General features: G+C 67.0%; 14 protein-coding genes and 1 rRNA gene. 8 read left to right on the top strand and 7 right to left on the bottom strand.

The annotated features are described in order from the left end of the window. Positions 1-4: 4 nt before the first annotated feature. Positions 5-334 carry a ferredoxin gene (fdxA, locus tag AC1DZV_RS20110; RefSeq protein ID WP_028277294.1) on the top strand — a complete coding sequence of 110 codons (330 nt, stop codon included), beginning with the start codon at positions 5-7 and terminating at the stop codon, positions 332-334. A gap of 41 nt (positions 335-375) precedes the next feature. On the opposite strand, the gene AC1DZV_RS20105 is transcribed toward fdxA, so the two are convergent. Continuing rightward, positions 376-2,070, bottom strand: a complete 1,695-nt coding sequence (locus tag AC1DZV_RS20105) for a SulP family inorganic anion transporter (protein ID WP_476950340.1) — start codon at positions 2,068-2,070, stop codon at positions 376-378. A gap of 41 nt (positions 2,071-2,111) precedes the next feature. Then, positions 2,112-2,549: a VOC family protein gene (locus AC1DZV_RS20100; protein WP_028277292.1), complete on the bottom strand. Its 438-nt coding sequence runs from the start codon at positions 2,547-2,549 to the stop codon at positions 2,112-2,114. Between the two features lie 254 nt (positions 2,550-2,803). Between AC1DZV_RS20100 and AC1DZV_RS20095 the strand changes: the two genes are divergently transcribed. Together AC1DZV_RS20095 and AC1DZV_RS20090 are read left to right on the top strand one after the other, a co-directional pair. Beyond that, positions 2,804-4,030: a serine hydrolase domain-containing protein gene (locus tag AC1DZV_RS20095; RefSeq protein WP_476954435.1), complete on the top strand. Its 1,227-nt coding sequence runs from the start codon at positions 2,804-2,806 to the stop codon at positions 4,028-4,030. Further along, on the top strand, positions 4,027-4,950 hold the full coding sequence (locus AC1DZV_RS20090) for an HNH endonuclease (protein ID WP_476954434.1): 924 nt from the start codon (positions 4,027-4,029) through the stop codon (positions 4,948-4,950). The genes AC1DZV_RS20095 and AC1DZV_RS20090 overlap by 4 nt, the downstream gene beginning before the upstream one ends. Positions 4,951-4,982: 32 nt before the next feature. On the opposite strand, the gene AC1DZV_RS20085 is transcribed toward AC1DZV_RS20090, so the two are convergent. After that, positions 4,983-6,512 (bottom strand): phenylacetate--CoA ligase family protein, encoded by a 1,530-nt coding sequence (locus tag AC1DZV_RS20085; RefSeq protein ID WP_476950336.1) that lies wholly within the window; start codon positions 6,510-6,512, stop codon positions 4,983-4,985. 335 nt (positions 6,513-6,847) lie between these two features. Between AC1DZV_RS20085 and AC1DZV_RS20080 the strand changes: the two genes are divergently transcribed. The 5 genes from AC1DZV_RS20080 (at position 6,848) to AC1DZV_RS20060 (ending at position 14,697) form a co-directional block, all read left to right on the top strand. After that, positions 6,848-8,284, top strand: coding sequence for a flotillin family protein (locus AC1DZV_RS20080; RefSeq protein WP_079553343.1), 1,437 nt, complete (start codon positions 6,848-6,850; stop codon positions 8,282-8,284). Between the two features lie 66 nt (positions 8,285-8,350). Further along, the gene (locus tag AC1DZV_RS20075; RefSeq protein WP_143264731.1) at positions 8,351-8,590 is read left to right on the top strand and encodes a hypothetical protein; all 240 of its coding nucleotides are present in this window, start codon (positions 8,351-8,353) and stop codon (positions 8,588-8,590) included. A gap of 384 nt (positions 8,591-8,974) precedes the next feature. Then, on the top strand, positions 8,975-10,147 hold the full coding sequence (locus AC1DZV_RS20070; RefSeq protein WP_476954433.1) for a glycosyltransferase family 4 protein: 1,173 nt from the start codon (positions 8,975-8,977) through the stop codon (positions 10,145-10,147). Between the two features lie 148 nt (positions 10,148-10,295). Beyond that, positions 10,296-12,557 (top strand): putative bifunctional diguanylate cyclase/phosphodiesterase, encoded by a 2,262-nt coding sequence (locus tag AC1DZV_RS20065; protein ID WP_476954432.1) that lies wholly within the window; start codon positions 10,296-10,298, stop codon positions 12,555-12,557. Between the two features lie 307 nt (positions 12,558-12,864). After that, positions 12,865-14,697 (top strand): putative bifunctional diguanylate cyclase/phosphodiesterase, encoded by a 1,833-nt coding sequence (locus AC1DZV_RS20060; RefSeq protein ID WP_476954431.1) that lies wholly within the window; start codon positions 12,865-12,867, stop codon positions 14,695-14,697. Between the two features lie 138 nt (positions 14,698-14,835). Here AC1DZV_RS20060 and AC1DZV_RS20055 read toward each other — a convergent pair whose 3' ends face one another. The 4 genes from AC1DZV_RS20055 to rrf all read right to left on the bottom strand — a co-directional run. Further along, on the bottom strand, positions 14,836-15,126 hold the full coding sequence (locus AC1DZV_RS20055) for an excalibur calcium-binding domain-containing protein (protein ID WP_476942812.1): 291 nt from the start codon (positions 15,124-15,126) through the stop codon (positions 14,836-14,838). 94 nt (positions 15,127-15,220) lie between these two features. Then, complete coding sequence (locus AC1DZV_RS20050; protein ID WP_476954430.1) at positions 15,221-16,081, bottom strand: SDR family NAD(P)-dependent oxidoreductase; 861 nt, start codon at positions 16,079-16,081, stop codon at positions 15,221-15,223. A 138-nt stretch (positions 16,082-16,219) separates the two neighbouring features. Then, the gene (locus AC1DZV_RS20045; RefSeq protein WP_476954429.1) at positions 16,220-17,722 is read right to left on the bottom strand and encodes a CBM96 family carbohydrate-binding protein; all 1,503 of its coding nucleotides are present in this window, start codon (positions 17,720-17,722) and stop codon (positions 16,220-16,222) included. Positions 17,723-18,001: 279 nt separating this feature from the next. Beyond that, a 5S ribosomal RNA gene (gene rrf / locus AC1DZV_RS20040) occupies positions 18,002-18,096 on the bottom strand; the annotation flags it as partial.

Genomic DNA, 18,096 nt, shown 5'->3' with positions numbered 1-18,096 from the left:
AGCCATGACGTACGTGATCGCCCAGCCCTGTGTGGACGTCAAGGACAAGGCCTGCATCGACGAATGCCCGGTGGACTGCATCTACGAGGGTGAACGCTCGCTCTACATCCACCCGTCCGAATGCGTGGACTGCGGCGCCTGCGATCCCGTCTGCCCGGTCGAGGCGATCTATTACTCGGACGATGTCCCGGACGAGTGGGCCGATTACGTGCGCGCCAACGTGGAGTTCTTCGAGGAACTGGGGTCGCCGCAGGGCGCCTCAGCCCTCGGAAACCTGCACCGCGACCACCCTGTGGTGGCGCGTGCGCCTCTAGGCGCACGCGCCGTCGGCTGAGCCCGTGACCGAACTGGCTGATGACCGGGGACAACCGTTCCCTACCCCTCCCTTTTCTCCCGTTGGAACGCCCTCACTGCTTCGCTCACAGTTGGGTAGAAATGTTCGGGAGAGAAGCGCGCGCCCATGCCGTACTGCAACAATCTGTCTTTGACCGGGTCTTTGAGCTCGGCGAACACCAGGTCCACGCCGTGCCGGTCCAGCCATTCGTCAAGCTGCACCAACTCGTCCAGTGCAGTCGTGTCGATTCCCGTCACTGGTTCTGCCGCCAGCACCACGCGTTCTATGCCGTCCCCCGCCTGGTCCAGTTCGTTGCGCACGAAGGACCCCAGCAAGGCGCCGTTGCCGAAGAACAGCGGTGCGTCGAAGCGCAGGATCAACAGGCCGGGGATGCGGTCCCCTTCCGGATGACGGCTCACGTCGTGGTACCCCGGGATCCCGGGCACGTCCACCAGTTCAGCACGGTAGGGGTCCCAGGCCTGCCGCAGGAAGTCCAGAATTGCCAAGCCGATGGCAACGGCGATGCCCGGGAGGACGCCCAGTATGGTCACCCCCAGGAAGGCCGCGAGCATCACCAACGATTCACTGCGGCTCATGCCGATGAGCCGTCGCACACCGGCCGGGTCGGCTATTGCGGCGGCTGCGGCGATGACAATGGCGGCAAGGGTTGTGGCCGGCAGGAACTCGGTGACGCCGGGCGCCACGAGCATGAAGCCGAGCACCAGGACGGCGCCCACGGCCCCCGTGAGCTGGGATTTCGCCCCGGACTCGACTGCCACCGGCGTGCGGGACGTGCTGGCCGACACCGGGAAGCCGCCGAGCAGCCCGGTGGCAGCGTTCGCCGCGCCCAAGGCTGCCATTTCGTGGTTGCCGGATACCCTGCCGCCCTCTGCGGCCGCCAGGGATTGGGCCAGGGTTCCGGTATCAACGAAGACGATGAGGGCGATTGCGGCGGCAGCGGGCAGCAGTGTCAGGACGTCGGCCCAGCCAATTCCGCCCAGGGCCGGTGCAGGGAGCCCCTGCGGGAGGGCACCTGTGACCGTCAAACGCTCTTGGAGTCCCAGCGCTGCCACGGCGAGGCAGGACACAACCACCGCAATGAGCACGCCCGGAACCTTCCATTTCAGCCGGCGGGGAACCCAGATGAGCGCCAGCGAGACCAAGCCGAGCAGCAGTGCCGTCAAATTGGTCTCGCCGGCAAGCACCTTCGGCGCGGCGGCGATGAGTTTTTCCCAGGGTGTACCGCCTTCCACGGAGATCCCCAGGAGGGTGGGAAGCTGGGACACGGCCACCAGCAAGGCGATGCCGTTGAGATAGCCGAGCCGGATGGGCTTCGACAGCAGTCCAGTGACGATTCCCAACCTCAGCACTGAGCCGAGCAGCAAGATGCCGCCAATCAGTATGGCGAGGAGACCGGCCAGGGCCACGGATTTCTGCTCGTTATCCGCGGCCAGGGGAATCAAGGCTGCCACGATCATCGGAGCGAGCGCGGAATCCGGGCCCAGCACCAGCACACGCGATGGCCCGACCGCCGCGTAGACAAGCAGGGGCACTACCGTCGCGTACAGGCCGGTCACCGGTGGAAGGCCGGCGGCCTGGGCGTACGCCATGCCAGCGGGGACCAAGATCGCGAAGAGCGCGGCGCCGGCCACCACGTCGTGGCGCAGCCACTCGATCCTGTAGCCACGCAGGGCCGGCGGGACCGCCCATGATGCAGTCTTTCCGGATCGGCGCATCTTCTGATCCCTTCACGCCCCTGCTCGGGCCGATCCGGGTGTCAGTCTTTTTTCAGTTTCTCGGCGAGCATCACGAGGATTCCGCTGGGACCTCGGAGGTAGGTGAGTTTGTAGACGTCACCGTAGGTCGCCACACCCCGTAGCGGACGGCATCCGTGCTTCGCAGCTACCTCAAGGGCCTCGTCGATGTCGTCAACCGAGAAGGCCACGCGGTGCATGCCGATGTCGTTGGGACGGGTTGGGTTCGACTCGATCGCTTGAGGGTGGATGTACTCGAAGAGCTCAAGTCGACCATGACCGTCCGGGGTCTGGAGCATCGCAATCTTGGCATGGTTGCCGTCAAGTCCGACGGCAGTGTCGGTCCACTCGCCGCTGACGGTATCACGGCCGACGACGGTGAGACCGAGGTCGGTGAAAAAGGCGATTGTTGCTTCGAGGTCACGAACCGCAATACCGACGTTTTCAAGTTTGATGGCCATGCGTTGAAGCTATCAAGACGGACCGAATAGCTCCAGTGCCGGGCCGGGACTATACAGATGGTCGAAGGCTTTGAGCCCGCTGCGCCGGTTGCCCGCGATCTCGGAATGTCGCAAGCAACGTCGAATCCGTACCCGTGACTTATGGCTCTGGTCGACTGATGTCTGCCTGAGGACCATCACAAGCATTAGGACTGTGCCTGGCTGGGGGCATTCTCCTGCCCTGACTGCACTCCCGACCTGCAAGAAGGACCCTCATGCTGATGGTCTGGATCCGCGCAAAATCCCGCCGGCTCACGGCCGCAATCCTCGCCGTCGTGCTTACGGCCGCCCTCGGCGGCTGCGTCCCCGGGCCGAAACCGCCGGCGCCGGTGTCGCCCGATTCCGGCTACCGGGCCGTGCTCGAACAGTTCGGCAGGAGATTGCTCGACGACGGCGCCCCGGCCGTCCTCATCCAGGTCCGCGTGGGCGGGGACGAGTGGTCCGCGGCCTACGGGGTCCGAAACCTGAACAGCCCGTCCCGGGCCGAGATAACGGACCCGGTGCACATCGGCGGGGTCACCAAGTCCATGGTGGCCGTCTGCGTGCTCAAACTGGCCGAGGAGGGCCGGCTGGACCTGGATGCGCCGGTCAGCACCTACCTGCCGGAGTTCAACAAGGTGATGCACCCGCCGGGACCGGTCACCGTCCGCCAGCTGCTGCAGCACCGCTCCGGCATGCCGTCGGTGGACGGGCCGTTGTTCGATCCGGCCACGGTGCGCGAAGCCCTGACCACCAAGGTGAGCCTGGCGGATCTGCTGGCCATGGCGGGGCGGATCTCCTGGCAGGCGAAGCTGGCCCAGGGATTTGAATACTCCAACTCGAACTACATTGCCCTGGCGCTGATCGTCGAGCGCCTCAGCGGCCGGCGGATCGGCGAGGTGATCAGCACCGACATCATCGAGCCGCTGGGCCTGAGTGAGACCTTGATGACGGCGGCCGGGCCGGCGCCGTCGTCCATGGTCCACGGCTACATCGCGCTGGACCGCAAACAACTGGACGTCACCTATCCGGCCGCCCAGATCGACAACGCCGCCGGCGGCATGGTGTCCTCCGTGGCGGACGTGAATACGTTCTACCGGGCGCTGTTGCAGAACAAGCTGCTCAAGCCGGCCACGATCACGCAAATGGAGAGCCCGCTCTACGCCAGGTACGGACTCGGCGTGGTCCGCTGGAACGATTTGTGCACCAACGACTTCTACTACGGCCATCCCGGCGACGTGCCCGGCTACGGCACCATCACCATGACCAGCGCGGACGGAACCCGGCAGCTCACCATGGCCGTGGCCTACCCGCCGGAACCGCTCCCACGCGGGGACACCCACATTCTGCACCAGATGGAGTCCATCGCGGAGGACACCCTCAACGCCACGTGCATGACCGGGCCGACCGGGCCGCTCAACAATGCCGCAGGCAGTCCGGGCACTGCGACAATGGGCAGATGACAGCAATCATCCTCGTCTGGAACCCCGACGAATGGAACGATTGGACCTACCCGGCCGTGCTGGACGAGGTCGCCGAAACCGGCCGGCACCTGGCCAGCTGGGACGTCGGGACGTCTCTCGACAGCGACGCCGGAAACGCCGCCGGCACGGACGCGTGGCTGGTGCTCCAGGGCCGCCACGGACGCGGTCTGATCGGCCACGGCGTTATCGTCTCGGAACGGCAGGCTCTCCGCGCCCAGGCACCGGACTCCGCGAGCGCCGCCCGGGCCGGCGCCCAGGACGACGCACAGCCCGGCGCACAGTCCCCATCCCCGCTCTACCTCCAGGTGGACTTCGACGCCCTCCTGCCCGCCGGCGACCAGATCCCGACCGGGGTCCTCGCCGAGGCCGTGCCAGGGATCGACTGGGAAGCCCTTCACGGCCCCGCGCTGGCCGTCGACCCCGCCGTCGAGCCCCTGCTCCGCGGCCTCTGGGGTGAGTTTGGACCGTTGCCGGCTGACCCCACCCAGCCCGTGCCCGGCACCGTCCCCGCGGCGGCGGTCACCCGGGTCGAAGTAAACAAGTACGAACACAGTCCGGACGCCCGGCGGGTCTGCGTCGCCCACCACGGGACCAGCTGCGCCGCGTGCGGATTCTCGTTTGAAATCGCCTACGGCGAGATCGGCAAGGACTTCATCCCGGTCCACCACCTGGTCCCGGTGTCACAGCTGGGCAGCGGGTATGAACTTGACCCCATCACAGACCTCGTCCCGCTCTGCGCCAACTGCCACGCCATGGCGCACCACGGGGTACGGACGCCGCGCAGCGTCGCGGAGCTGCGCCGGATCATGGCCGCCGCCGGGTTCCTGACCGGACAGTCCGTGACCCCGGAGCAGCTCCAGGCCCAGCAGGACGCCCGGCGGATCCTGGAACAGCACTAACAGCCCTAACAGCCGCGACAGCAGCAGCCGGCTCAGGCGGACCACACCTCGCGGAACTTGCCGCTGCGGTCCGGCCGGGGCGGCTCATCGCTAAAGCGGACGTCGACGCCGGCGGCGCCCTGGGCCGCGAAGAACGCACCCAGGCGCTCCCCCACCGCCGTCCGCACGGCCGTCGTCGCGGCATCCGGCCAGAGCTCGAGCCGCACGGTGAGCGAGCGCGGCCCGGTGCGGATCGCCTGGAACCGGCGGACGCCGGCGGTCTCCTCGATCACCGTGCCCAGCGCCAACGGCAACACGGTGACCACTTTGCCGGCCGGCACTGCCCCGTCCGACCCTGTCCTGTCCGACCCTGTCCCGTCCGATCCTGTCCCTTCCAACCTTGTCCCTTCCGACCTTGCCCCGTCGGCGGCAGCGAAGCTCAGCACGCCGCCGCTGCGGCCCTCGACCCGCAGCGTGGGAAACGGGCTGCCACAGGCGCACGGGCCGGCAGCCAGCTGCACCCGGTCGCCCAGGTTGTACCGGATGAGCGGCTGGACCCGGTTGGCCAGGTTGGTGACCAGCACCGTGTGGGAGAGTTCGCCGGGCGGGACGGGCCGGAAGGCGTCGTCCACCGGCTCCACGATGTTCCAGTCCGCATTGACGTGCAGCAGCCCCTGCCGGCAACGGCTGGTCAGGGCGAGCGCCTCGGAGGCAAGGTATCGTTCAGTAACCCGGCAGCCGAGGGCCGCCTCGATCTCGGCCGCGGCGTGGGCTGCCAGGCTCTCCCCGGACGCGACCGCCAGGAGCGGATGAATCCGTAGACGTCCCGCCCTCTGTTCGGCGGCCAGTTGCACCATGGCGCTCGGATACCCGTAAAGCACTGTCGGCTGGAAGTCGTTGAGGTCCGCCACGAGGTCCGGGAACGGCCGGAGCACGGAGAATACGCGCACCCGGCGGGCGATGCGGGGGCTGTGCCGCCGCGCGGATTCGGTCAGCACGATGCCGGCAAAGTGGTCTCCGTCCGCGATCAGCGCCGCGGCCCGCAGCCCCCGGTGCAGGAAAGCCCGCGCCTCCTTGGCCGCCATCAGGGTCCGCCGTTCGCGGATCGGGCCCAGGAAACTGGCCACCAGCTGCGAGGTCCGGTCATGGACCAGGACCGCGGGTTCACCGGTGGATCCCGACGTCGTCACCACGAGGTACTGTCCGCGGTAGAGGCCGCCGATCCGCGACGGGTCATCGAGCAGGTCGTGCTTCAGCCCAGCGAGCGTGACGTGGGGATCGGTCACCCAGTCATCGAAGTTCTCCATGAGCTCGCGCTTGCCCACCGGAGGCAGCTCCCCTAAATACCTGCCCAGGTCCTGGGCCCGGTCCTTGGCCCGGTCCGTGGCTGAGTCCGGGACCGTGTCCGGGACGTCCCGGTACAGCCTGCGGTAGAAGGGCGAGGAGGACCGTGCGCACTCAACCAGCGCGGCGAGCCGGTCGCGCTGCCGGCGGTCGATCTTATCCTGGCTTGCCCGACCGGCCCGCCAGATGTCCCACGCGATCCCGGCCGTCCGTGTCGTCCCGGGGGGAGAGCCGAGCATCACCCATCACCCCTTTCACGGGCAGGCACTCATGGCCTCCGCCGTTCCCCGCTCACTCAGGCACGCGCGCTCGTCCGCCCTTCAACGCCCGCACCCTCTTCCACGCTGGCACGGCGGCGGAGGCTCCCAACAGGGGCTTTAGGCACCGGCGGGACTTGGGCGTATGCCCGGACATTGTCGAATTGCTGGACTCCCGGCCGGAAGCACCACAGACTGTGTACAACAGCTGGCTGGGCGGCGTGGGAATTCCTGCCTCCAGGCCGGCCGGGGACTACCAGCAGCATCGTTTGGGGCTTTGCTTAATATCTTTTCCACCGCCGTGAAAGGACCTGGTTATGCCGGACTTGTCATTTTTGTATCCGCTCATTTCGATCATCCTGGGGGCGGTCGCCGTCGTCGGCGTCATCTGGGTGGCAACAAAACTGATGTGGAAGGTGGCGGAACCGAACGAGGCCCTCATCATCTCCGGGCTGACGCGCGGCACGCTGGAAACCCGTGAAGGGATGGACTTCAAGATCGTCACGGGCAAGGGGGCCCTGGTGCTGCCGGGCCTGCAGACGGTGCGGCCGCTGTCCCTGACGCTGAACGAAACCGAACTCAAGGTCTCCTGCGTCACCTCCCAGGGCATCCAGGTGATTGTCGACGGCGTGGTCATCTACAAGATCGGCGACGCCCCGCCGTTCATTGCCAACGCCGCGCGGCGCTTCCTGGGCCAGCAGCCCAAGATGGAAAGCCAGGTATACAACGTCTTTGAAGGCCACCTGCGCTCGATCATCGGCAGCATGACGGTCGAGGAAATCATCCGCGAGCGCGACAAGCTGGCCTCCCAGGTCCGCAGCGCCAGCGGCGTCGAAATGGAGAAGCTGGGTCTCGTCGTCGATTCGCTGCAGATCAAGGACCTCCAGGACCCCACGGGCTACATCCAGAACATCGCCAAGCCGCACATCGCCATGGTCAAGATGGAGGCCCGCATCGCAGAGGCCACCCGGAACCGCGAGGCGGCGGAAAAGGAAGCGGAGGCCGAGGCCTTGATTGCCGACGCCCGGAGCCTGTCCGCGATCCGGCAGTCCGAGGCGCAGGCCAACGCCGAGCGCGCCAAGGCGAACGCGGCCCAGGCCGGGCCGCTGGCCGACGCGACGGCCCGCCAGCAGGTGGTGGTCCAGGAAACCGAGGTGGCCAAGCTCGAGGCCGACCGGGAGGAACAGAAACTGCAGACCACCGTCCGCAAGCCCGCCGACGCGAGGGCGTACGCCAAGCGCACCGACGCGGAAGGCCAGAAATCGGCGGACATCAGCGCGGCCGAGGCGCTGGCCCGGCGCACCGAGCTCGAGGCCCAGGCCAACGCCCGGCGGACCGAGGTGCAGGCGCAGGCGAACGCGACGGCGGCAGCAGCAGCGGCTGGGGCCACCAAGGTCACCGGCGAGGCCGAGGCCGCCGCCACGAAGGCCCGCGGCGATGCCGCCGCCTCCGCCATCAAGGCCAAGGCACTGGCCGAGGCAGAAGGCATCAAGGCCCGCGCCGAAGCACTGGGCACCAACCAGGACGCCGTCATCTCCCAGCAGCTCGCCGAGAACATGCCGGCGATCGTGGCGGCGGCCGCCGAACCCTTTGCACACGTCGGCCAGATGACCGTCCTCAACGGCGGCGAAGGGGTCAACCGGATGATCGGGGGTATTTTGGCACAGGTGGGCGACTACCTCCCGGCGCTCTCCACGGCCCTCAAAAACACCCGGGATGGCGGGAAACGGCCTGCGAAGGCGCCTGAGGCGTAGGGGCGGGAATGCGCGCGGGGAACCGGAGGATCTGATGTACTGGGATTCTGATGTGCTGGGGTTCTGATGCATAAGGATGTTGACCGGAGCCTGACCGGAAAGATCGGCCGCGTCACCGGACGGATCGGTCCGGGCACCATCGGCGAGGTCATGCTGCCGGTCCGCGGCGGAACCAGTGCGTTCCACGCGCACCCCTTCGACAAGACCAGCGTTTTCGCCGTGGGCGAGCAGGTACTGGTCATCTATTTTGAGCCGCCGCAGACGGTGTTTGTGGACGAACTTCCGGATGTCCTCAAGGCCGATTGACCCTCTGGACGGTAGGAGGCGACGGGCGTATTCTGAAGTTCCGTAGCCTCTGGAGGTATTTCTGATGGAAGGCAACAAGCGTGCGCGTTGCGGTCCGGTTTCCGGCATCCGTGCCCGCTTCCCGGTCGGCAACTGGCCCGACCCGCTGTAGCTCGACTTTCGTCATGCCATCCGGCACCTCTGCTTCGTGGGGTTTGCGCCGTGGACGCATGGCCGCGCTGAACTGCGCCCACGTAAGGGTGCCCGACTAGTTCCCGGCAACCGCCGCCTTTCTGCGCGCCCTGTGGCGTTCCCTCCTGAGTTCGCCCGCCTGTTAACCCACTCTTCCCCTCCCGGCCACGCCTGCTCCCCCGCGCCGCAAACCGCCGCCCGCACCGTGGAGGGGTGAGGATCGCAATCGTCGCCGAATCATTCCTGCCGCTCATGAACGGGGTCACCCACTCCATCCTGCGCGTGCTGGAGCATCTGCAGGAGCGCGGGGACGAGGTGCTGGTGATCGCGCCGTCCACGCAGGATACGGATGCATCGGACGAGGTCTATGGCGCCCGCGTCCTCCGGCTCCCCTCGCTCCCGCTGGCCGGCTACGCGAATCTGCGGGTGGCGATGGGCGGTGTGTATCGGGTCAAGCGAATCCTTGCCGACTACGCGCCCGACGTCGTGCACCTCGCGTCCCCGTTCGTGCTCGGCTGGCGGGCAGCGCAGGCCGCCCACCAGCTCGGCATCCCCACGGTCGCCATTTACCAGACCGAGTTGCCCGGCTATGCGGGCCGCTACGGCGTCCACTTCCTGGAGAACTGGGCTTGGAACCGGGTGGACCAGATCCACCTGCTGGTCTCGCGCACCCTGGTTCCTTCCACTTTCGCGCTCAACCAGCTCCGCGGCCGCGGCATTCCGCGCGTGGACATGTGGCGGCGCGGCGTGGACACCCAGCGGTTCAACCCAGCGAAGCGCGACGCCAGCTGGCGGGCTTCCGTGGCGCCCGGCGGCGAGCGCATCATCGGCTACGTGGGCCGGCTGGCGGCCGAGAAGCAGGTGGAGGATTTGGCGGTGCTGGCGGATGTTCCCGGGACCCGGCTGGTGATCATTGGCGACGGGCCCCAGCGGCCCGCCCTGGAAGCTGCCCTGCCGCAGGCGGTCTTCACCGGTTTCCTCGGCGGCGACCACCTCGCCCGGGCAGTGGCCTCGTTCGATCTCTTCGTCCATCCCGGCGAGTTCGAGACCTTTTGCCAGACCATCCAGGAGGCGATGGCGTCCAGGGTGCCGGTGGTGGCCACGGGCCGCGGCGGCCCGCTGGACCTCGTGGAGAACTCCCGGACCGGCTGGCTGTACGAGCCCGGCGACCTGGCCGGGTTCCGCGCCCGGGTAATGGACCTGATGGGCGACGACGCCAAGCGCCGCGCGTTCGCCGCGGCCGCGCACGCCTCGGTCCAGGGCCGGACGTGGTCCGTGCTCGGCGCCGAACTCGTGGGCCACTACAAGGCCGCGATTCGAGAGTCCCAGGTGGGCCGCTCCCCCCGCGTTGCCCTATCACTTAGGGCTGCCAAACCGGGGTTTTAAGCACCCTAGGTGATAGCGCAACTGGGCGGTTGGTCCTGCGCCACGGGCACGGATCCGGCCCCGCCCACGTGTTGACACCCTCTTGACACCCAAGGGAGGCTTCCGACGCCTATGATTTCCCGATGGGAGGGTTCTRAATGTCTCGTTGGTGGTCTCAGGTTCGCACGGCGGTAGCCGGGTGACGGCGTCGTCGTACCCGGAGGAAGCCCCCGGCACAGTCCCCAAGACAGTATCCGCCGCGGTCCCGGGCTACGGAGACCTGGTGGAGTCCAGCCCCGATGCCCTGCTGGTGGTGGCCGAGGACGGGACCATCAGGATGGTCAACACCGCCGCGGAGCGCATGTTCGGGTACGCCCGCGGGGAACTCGTGGGCTCGGACCACCGCATGCTCCTGGCCGAGGGGTTCCGGAACGGCCTTGAGCGGCTGTTCTTCAACCTCCGCCGCGGCGCCCACACCGACGGCGACGCCGCTGCCGCCGGAACTGACACTGACACTGCGCCCGTGGAGGCCTACGGGGTGCGGCGGGACGGTACGGAGTTCCAGGCCGAGGTGGCCGGATCTATTTTCTTCACCGGTACAGGCGCCCGGGACGGGACTGGTAATGGTTCCGCGAGCATGATCGCCGCGGTCCGGGACACCTCGCACCGGCCGGAGAACGATGACAGCCTCCGCGAGGCCATGTCGCTGCTGAGCGCGACGCTCGAATCCACCGCAGACGGCATCCTGGTGGTCAGCAGCGACGGCGAGATCGCCGGCGTCAACAATCAGTTCGTCACCATGTGGGGCATTCCCCGGGAGATGCTGGCCACCGGGGAGGACGAGGCGGTCATGGCCTTCGTCCTGGACCAGTTGCGGGATCCGGCCCAGTTCGTCGAGAAGGTCGAGGCCCTCTACGCCGATCCCGCGGCGGAAAGCCACGACATCCTGGAATTCCGCGACGGCCGGACCTTTGAACGCTATTCCCGCCCGCAGAAAGTCGCGGACCAGGTGGTCGGACGGGTCTGGAGCTTCCGGGATGTTACCGCGGCCAAGGTTGCCCAGGACCGGATCACCCGGGCCATGGCCGACCTCGCCGCACAGTCCGCACAGCTGAAGGCGCTGGCCTTCCGGGACGGATTGACCGGGCTGTCCAACCGCCAGCTGTTCAACGACCGCCTCGCCAGCGCCCTGGCGGACCAGCACGGCGGCGCCGTCGACGTCCTGCTCCTGGACCTGGACGACTTCAAGGTAGTCAACGACATCCTCGGCCACCACGCCGGGGACCAGATGCTCATTGAGGTCGGCCGGCGCCTGCGCGCGTGCGTGCGCCCGAGTGACATCGTGGCCCGGCTGGGCGGCGACGAGTTCGTGGTCCTCCTGCTCGACTCGCTGGAGCCCGAGGCGGTCGCCGCCCGGATCGTCGACTCGCTGCGCGTCCCCGTGTGGATCGACGGCACCATGCTGCGGCCCAGCCTCAGCCTGGGGCTCGCCTCGATCGGCGAGTCCAAAGTGGACGCCTCCGAGCTCCTGCGCCGTGCCGACGTCGCAATGTACGCCGCGAAGACCGCCGGGAAGAACCGGTACATGCGCTTCAAGCCGGAGATGATGAAGGCCCTCGTGGACCGCAATGACCTCGAGGCCGGCCTGCGGCGCGCCGTGGACAGCGGACAGATCGCCGTCCACTACCAGCCGATCGTCTCCGCCGGCAGCGGGACCGTCACTAAGGTCGAGGCCCTGGCCCGCTGGGTGCGCGACGGCGCGCTCGTTCCGCCCAAGCATTTCATTCCGGCGGCGGAACGCAGCGGACTCATTGTCGAGATCGGCACCGAGGTGCTGCTGCGCGGCTGCACGGAACTCAAGCCCTGGCTGGACGAGGACTCCACCCGGTCCCTGGCCGTGAACGTCTCCGGCGTCCAGCTGCAGCACGGGGACTTCGCCGAGCTGGTGATGGCCGTGACGGAATCCTGTGGCGTGGACCCGCGCCAGCTGATCCTGGAGGTCACGGAGAGCGTCTTCTTCGAGGACGACTGCCACGTCATCCAGCAGCTCATGACCCTGCGCGCGGCCGGCGCCCGCGTGGCGCTGGACGACTTCGGCACCGGCTTCTCCTCCCTGGGACGCCTGCAGGGCCTGCCCGTGGACACGCTGAAGATCGACCAGTCGTTTGTGTCCATGATCAACACCGGCACCGAGCAGCTCCCCATCCTCAACGCCATGATCGGGATGGCCCACGGACTGGGGCTGACCGTCACCGCGGAGGGCGTGGAAACGGCCGCCCAGGCCCGCTACCTGATGAGTCTGCACTGCGATTCCCTGCAGGGTTTCCTGTTTTCGGGCCCCCAGCCGGAGGCCACACTCCAGCCCGCGCTGGACCGGGCGGCCCTGGCCATCGCCGCGCTGCGGGGCGATCGGGTACCCGGCAACCGGTGACCCGCAAAGTTCCATGCCCAATGTGCTGGACACGGGACCGAAGGACCCTATGATTCAGTGAAACGCATTGCTCCGGGCACCTCGGCCGGGAACATCATCGCTCAATGAACTTCCGTCGCTTGGGGGCCGGTATCGTCGTGGGAACTGGATTTGGTGAAGACCTGCTGGAGCAGGGTCCTGATGCGTTTCTGCTGCTGACCGCGGACGGGACCATCGCCTTCGTGAATTCGGCCGCGGAACGGCGGTGCGCCTGCTCTCCGCAAGGTGCCCGCTATCCGTACTCATCGCCGGGGGGCTGTTAGACATCGTGGAAGCTGGTTTCGCACAACAACTGCTGGAGTACAGCCCGGACGCACTTTTGCTGGTCGCCCAGGACGGAGCCATTTCCTTCCTCAATGCGGCCGCGGAACGGCTCTTCGGCTACCCCCGGGCGCAGCTGCTCGGCGCGGACCACAGCATGCTCCTGGCCGAGGCTTCGCGGGAGGAATTCCACGGCGTCCTGGCCGGGCTGGCCAAGGCCGCAAGCCCTGGTTCGCCGTCCGCCGGCTCGCCGTCCCCCGGCTCCCCGTTCGCAGGCTCGGGCCGCCGCTCCGACGGCACGGAACTCCCGGTCGAAATCACGTGCTCGCTGGTCCCCGCCCCGGCCGGAGCAGCCGACGCCGGAACGTCCGTTGCCCTCTCGATCCGCGGCGCCGCAGGCCGGAACCCGGGCGCCGGCAGCGCCGGGCGCACCCTCAGCGGCGACTTTGCCCGCCGTCGTACTTCTGGTGCGGCGGGAGCTTCACTTTCCGGAGGTCCAGCGGCTGCCGCTCCTGCGGCGTTTGCCGAGCACGACGACGAACTCAAGGCGGGCTCGCTCCGCGACCCCTTGACGGCGCTGCCCAACGGCCCCCTCTTCAACGAGCGGCTCGCCGCCGCCCTGCGCCGCCCGGATCCGGTGGACATCCTGCTGCTGAACCTCGATGACTTCAGGCACCTCAATGACGTGCTGGGACGCTCCGCGGCCGATGAACTGCTGGTGGAGGTGGCATCCAGGCTGCGCAACTGCGTCCGCCCGCATGACACGGTGGCCCGGCTCGGCGGCGACGAGTTCGCGGTGCTGCTCACCGAATGCCTCAACGCGGACGCGGTGGCCAAACGGATCGCCGAGTCCCTCTACGCCCCCCTGCGCGTGGGCGGCTCCATGGTCCGGCCCGGCGTCAGCATGGGCCTGGCATCGAAGTCGGGGCAGACGCTGGACGGCGCGGAACTGCTGCGGCAGGCCGACGCCGCCATGAACACCGCGAAGTCTGCCGGGAAGAACAACTGGATGCGGTTCCGGCCGGAGATGCTGAACACCGCGGCCCACAAGGCCGACGGCGACTCCGGGCTGAGGCGCGCCGTCGAACTGGGCCAGATCTCGGTGCACTACCAGCCCGTGGTCTCTCCCGGCATCGGTTCGGTGGTGCAGTTCGAGGCGTTCGCGCGGTGGGAACGGCACGGGCGGCTGGTGCCGCCAAACCAGTTCCTGCCCGTCGCGGAGCAGAGCGGCCTGATCCGCGAGATCGGCGACGAGGTCCTGCGCCGCGCCTGCGCCGAGATCCGGCCCTGGCTGGCCGGCGATCCTGCCTACAGCGTCGCCGTGAACGTCTCGGGCCTGCAGTTCCAGCACCGGGACTTCGCCGCGGACGTGCTCGCGATTGCCGCGTCCACGGGCGTTGACCCGCGCCAGCTCACCCTTGAGCTGACAGAGAGCGTGTTCTTCGACGCCTCCTCGGACGTGCTGGGCCAGCTGCGGCAGCTGCGCGGCGCCGGTGTCCGGATTGCCATGGACGACTTCGGCACCGGGTATTCCGCGCTCGGCCGGCTTCAGGAACTGCCCCTGGACAAGGTCAAGATCGACCGCTCCTTCGTGGCCATGATCAAGACCGGCCAGGAACAGCTCCCGTTCTTCGCCACCATGATCAGCGCAGCGCATGCCCTCGGCCTGAAAGTCACGGCGGAAGGCATCGAGACGCCCGCGCAGGCCAAATACCTGATGGATCGCGGCTGCGACTCCCTGCAGGGCTACCTGTTCGCCAAGCCGGCCTCCGCCAGCCACCTGGCCGGGACCATGGAGAGTGCCCTGAACGCCCTGGACAAGGTCGACGCCGCGCAGTAGGTGGGAGCCCGGCGGAGCCCGCAGCAGCCGTCCCCCTCCTGCCCCAAGCGCCGTAGCCGGTCAAAAGCCGTCGCCGTTTCAAGTAGCCGGTTAAAGCAATCGGGTCCCCGCCGTTGGCGAGGATCCCGACTGGTCATATCAGCGCTTTTCGCAGGCGATGCCGTCGTTGTCACGGTCGAGGTCGTACTGGCGGAAACCGCCGTCGTTGAGGTTGTACAGGGTGTTGTCGACGCGGAACGTGGTGACCGGCTTTCCGCTGGTCTTGTCGCGGGCGCCCTTCTTGCCGACGCCGTGCGGGTAGACCTTGTTCAGCTCCGTGCAGTTCTTGTACGACTTCGGCGCCGGCGCGGCGGTTGCCGGCACGGCCGTGGCGCTCAGGACGACGGCGGTACCCGCCAGGGACGCGATAAGCAATTTTTTCAGGCGCACGTTTAAGAGCACTCCCCCAGGTAGAAGCCCTCAGCCGCGGATCGGCGAGGGGCAGGAAAATGCTAACCCACGAATTCGCTGTTTCCGGTCAGGCTCAAGCGCCGTGATCCGAGCCCTGGTCCAGCTTGTCGAGGTCCTGGGCCACCATCGCCTCGCTGCGCTGCCACAGCGCCTTCGCCAGGCCCGCATCGTAGGCCTGCTTGTTGGCCTTCGAGAGCGTCCGTTTGGCGTAGTAGGCGCCGGAGATCCAGTCGTGGCCCGGGGTGGCGTTGGCGAGCCACACAAGGGTGTCCGCGCCCTGGTCAGGGGTCAGCATGAAGCGCTTGAGGAAGGACTTGTAGGCCAGGCGCATGGGGCTTGTGGAGTCGGCAGCGAAGTTAGTGGCCACGCCGCCGGGGTGGAACGCCGCCGTCGAGATCCCCTCGGTGTTGTAGCGGTTGTGCAGTTCGGCGGTGAAGAGGATGTTGGCGAGCTTGGCGTTGCCGTAGGCGCGGTTGGTGGAGTAGCTCTTGGCCGCGTCGAGGTCGTCGATGTCGAACTTGGCGAAGAGCGAATTCGCGACGCTTGAGGTGTTGATGACGGTGGCCTGGCTGGCGGTCAGCACCTCGATCAGCTCGGTGGTGAGCAGGAACGGGGCCAGGTGGTTCACCTGGAAGGTTTTCTCGTGGCCGTCCACGGTGAGCTCACGGGGCCCCATGATGCCGCCGGCGTTGTTCGCCAGGACGTCGATCCGCGGGTACTTTTCCTTCAGCTGCGTGGCCAGGGTCCGCACCTGGGCAAGGTCGGCGAAGTCGCTGACATAGAATTCCGCGCCGATTTCGTTCGCGATCGCTTCGGTCTTTTGCGCGGAACGCCCGACGACGACCACACGTTCCCCCTGCCGGGCGAAGGTCCGCGCGGCGGACGCGCCGATGCCGTCGCTGGCTCCGGTGATGACGATAGTGCGCTCGGGCATTGAGGTGTCCTTAGAACGAAGCGGTGGGCTGGTCTTTGGGAATCCAGCCCCGTCGAATTCTAACGAGTGCAACTGGGAGTTCGTTCCGGACCGGCCGGTGCCTCCCCGGGATCTGCTGGGAAAGCACCGGCTGCAGCGCTAGATGCGCAGCGGCGACCGGAAACTCAGGGCCGTGCCGGCGTTCTGCAACTTCAGGCCGATGGCCAGCATTTCTTCGGTGGTCCGGAGCAGGGAGTAGTGGCTGTAGTTGCCCTGGATAACGGTGCCCGGGACCACGGATGGTGCCACCACGAAATTGGGCACCGGAGTATCTTCGTCAAAGAGTACGAATATCGCTGTGCGTCCCGCCCGGTAGCTTTGGCTGTTAAGGATGACCGGCAGCCATTGCGAAAGCCAGGTGTCGCCCGTCGCAACGCTGCAGTCATGCATGTCATTGCAAACGTTCGGCACCACTACGGAGAAATTCGGCAGGGTGTTGTTGGCGAGGTCGCCCGCCAGCTGCCCGGCGCTCACGGTGCCCAGGGGCACATTGTTGACCGCGCATGACGCCCTGTCCCCTGTCCCTTGGTAGTAGATTTCAGGGTTGTGCCGCTCGGCATACAGCCCGGACGCGCTCAGCCGGCAATTCGACGGCATGTCCTCCATATAGCTCTTGTAGGACTGGCCGGACGTACGCACCTGCCGGAAGATATTGTCGGCCGTAATGGGCGGCAGGCCCGCGGGGTTCGAATCGGAAGTGACGCCCTGCGTGCTGCCCGAGGTCATGGCCAGATAGCTCGGCAATGAGGGCAATCCCGTGCCGGCGTCGCTCCAGGTGGTCACCGAGGCGCACTGGGTCGCCTTTGTGCTCATGTACGGCGCGCTGGCGTTCCCGATGACCTGTGAATAGGTCTTGTTCTCAAAGAGCACCCACATGACGTGGTCGTATTTCGCCGGAGGGGCGGTCGCAGTGCCGCAGGGGTTGTCGCCGGGGGGCGGAGGCGGTGGCGGCGGCGGCGGAGGAGGTGGCGGCGGCGTCGCGTTTGTGGTGACGGTCAATCGAGGCCGTTGCGTGGTGACGGAAGTTTCCTTGGAACTGTAAATGACGCCGTCGGAGGATGTGTTGCTGATGCGGAACGAATACGTCCCGTCACCCTTAATCGCGCTGAAGAGATCGAACTCCACATAGGTGTTGTCCGCAACAGCGCCGCGCGACGCCACAATCGGCGTTTCCGCAACGGGCGCGTTGTTGAAGGTGATCGTGTTCTCACTCCAGGAGTTGTTGAGGACCCGTTGGACTTGGCCGCCTGAGTTGGATGGATCCGTAGCGAACAGCCGGAGCTTGGCGCCGGTCACGGTGCTGCCGGCAGTGCCGGTAACCGTGAGTTTGAGGAAGATCATTTCGACCGGCGAATTATCAGCCTTGAGGCCAGTTGCCGTGCGGAAGTTGATGGTGGGACTGTCACGTTTTACGACGGCGTCAGCCGTGGTAGAAAAGGTCAGCGTGGCGGCTTCTGCGGGGCCGGCAATAAGGGAAATTGTGGCAGCCACCAGGAAGACAACTGACGCCAGGGAAATCCCTCGGCGCCCCGCAAAGGAACGGGTCAAACGATGCCTCTTAGTTGCGTTCTTGCCCGAGGCGAAAACAGGATCTACGCGCATCGCGGAACTCCTATAAGGTCCGGTCGACGCACCCTGCGCCTTAGTGGTCCGTAGGAATCCAAACCCTAGCCGGTGAATTCCGGCCTCTCAATGCCGATGGCCAAAATAGCTGGCCGTTTAAAGGTATTCCCAAGGTTCCACCGGTTAACGGAATTCCCAAGGTTTTTCCATGGTTCTTAGGCATATGCCAGAACTGCCCGCCTGAGTCATCAGGGGCTTTTTGGTTTAAATGCGGGAGGACCCCCACCTGGTGGTGGGGGTCCTCGACCGTTAATGGTGTTCCGGCGGTGACCTACTCTCCCACACCCTCCCGGGTGCAGTACCATCGGCGCTGTGGGTCTTAGCTTCCGGGTTCGGGATGGGACCGGGCGTTT

It is taken from the genome of Arthrobacter sp. P1_D12, from assembly GCF_056406175.1.
Note: the sequence above shows the minus strand (reverse complement) of the source record. Positions and strands in the feature narration are given on the sequence as shown.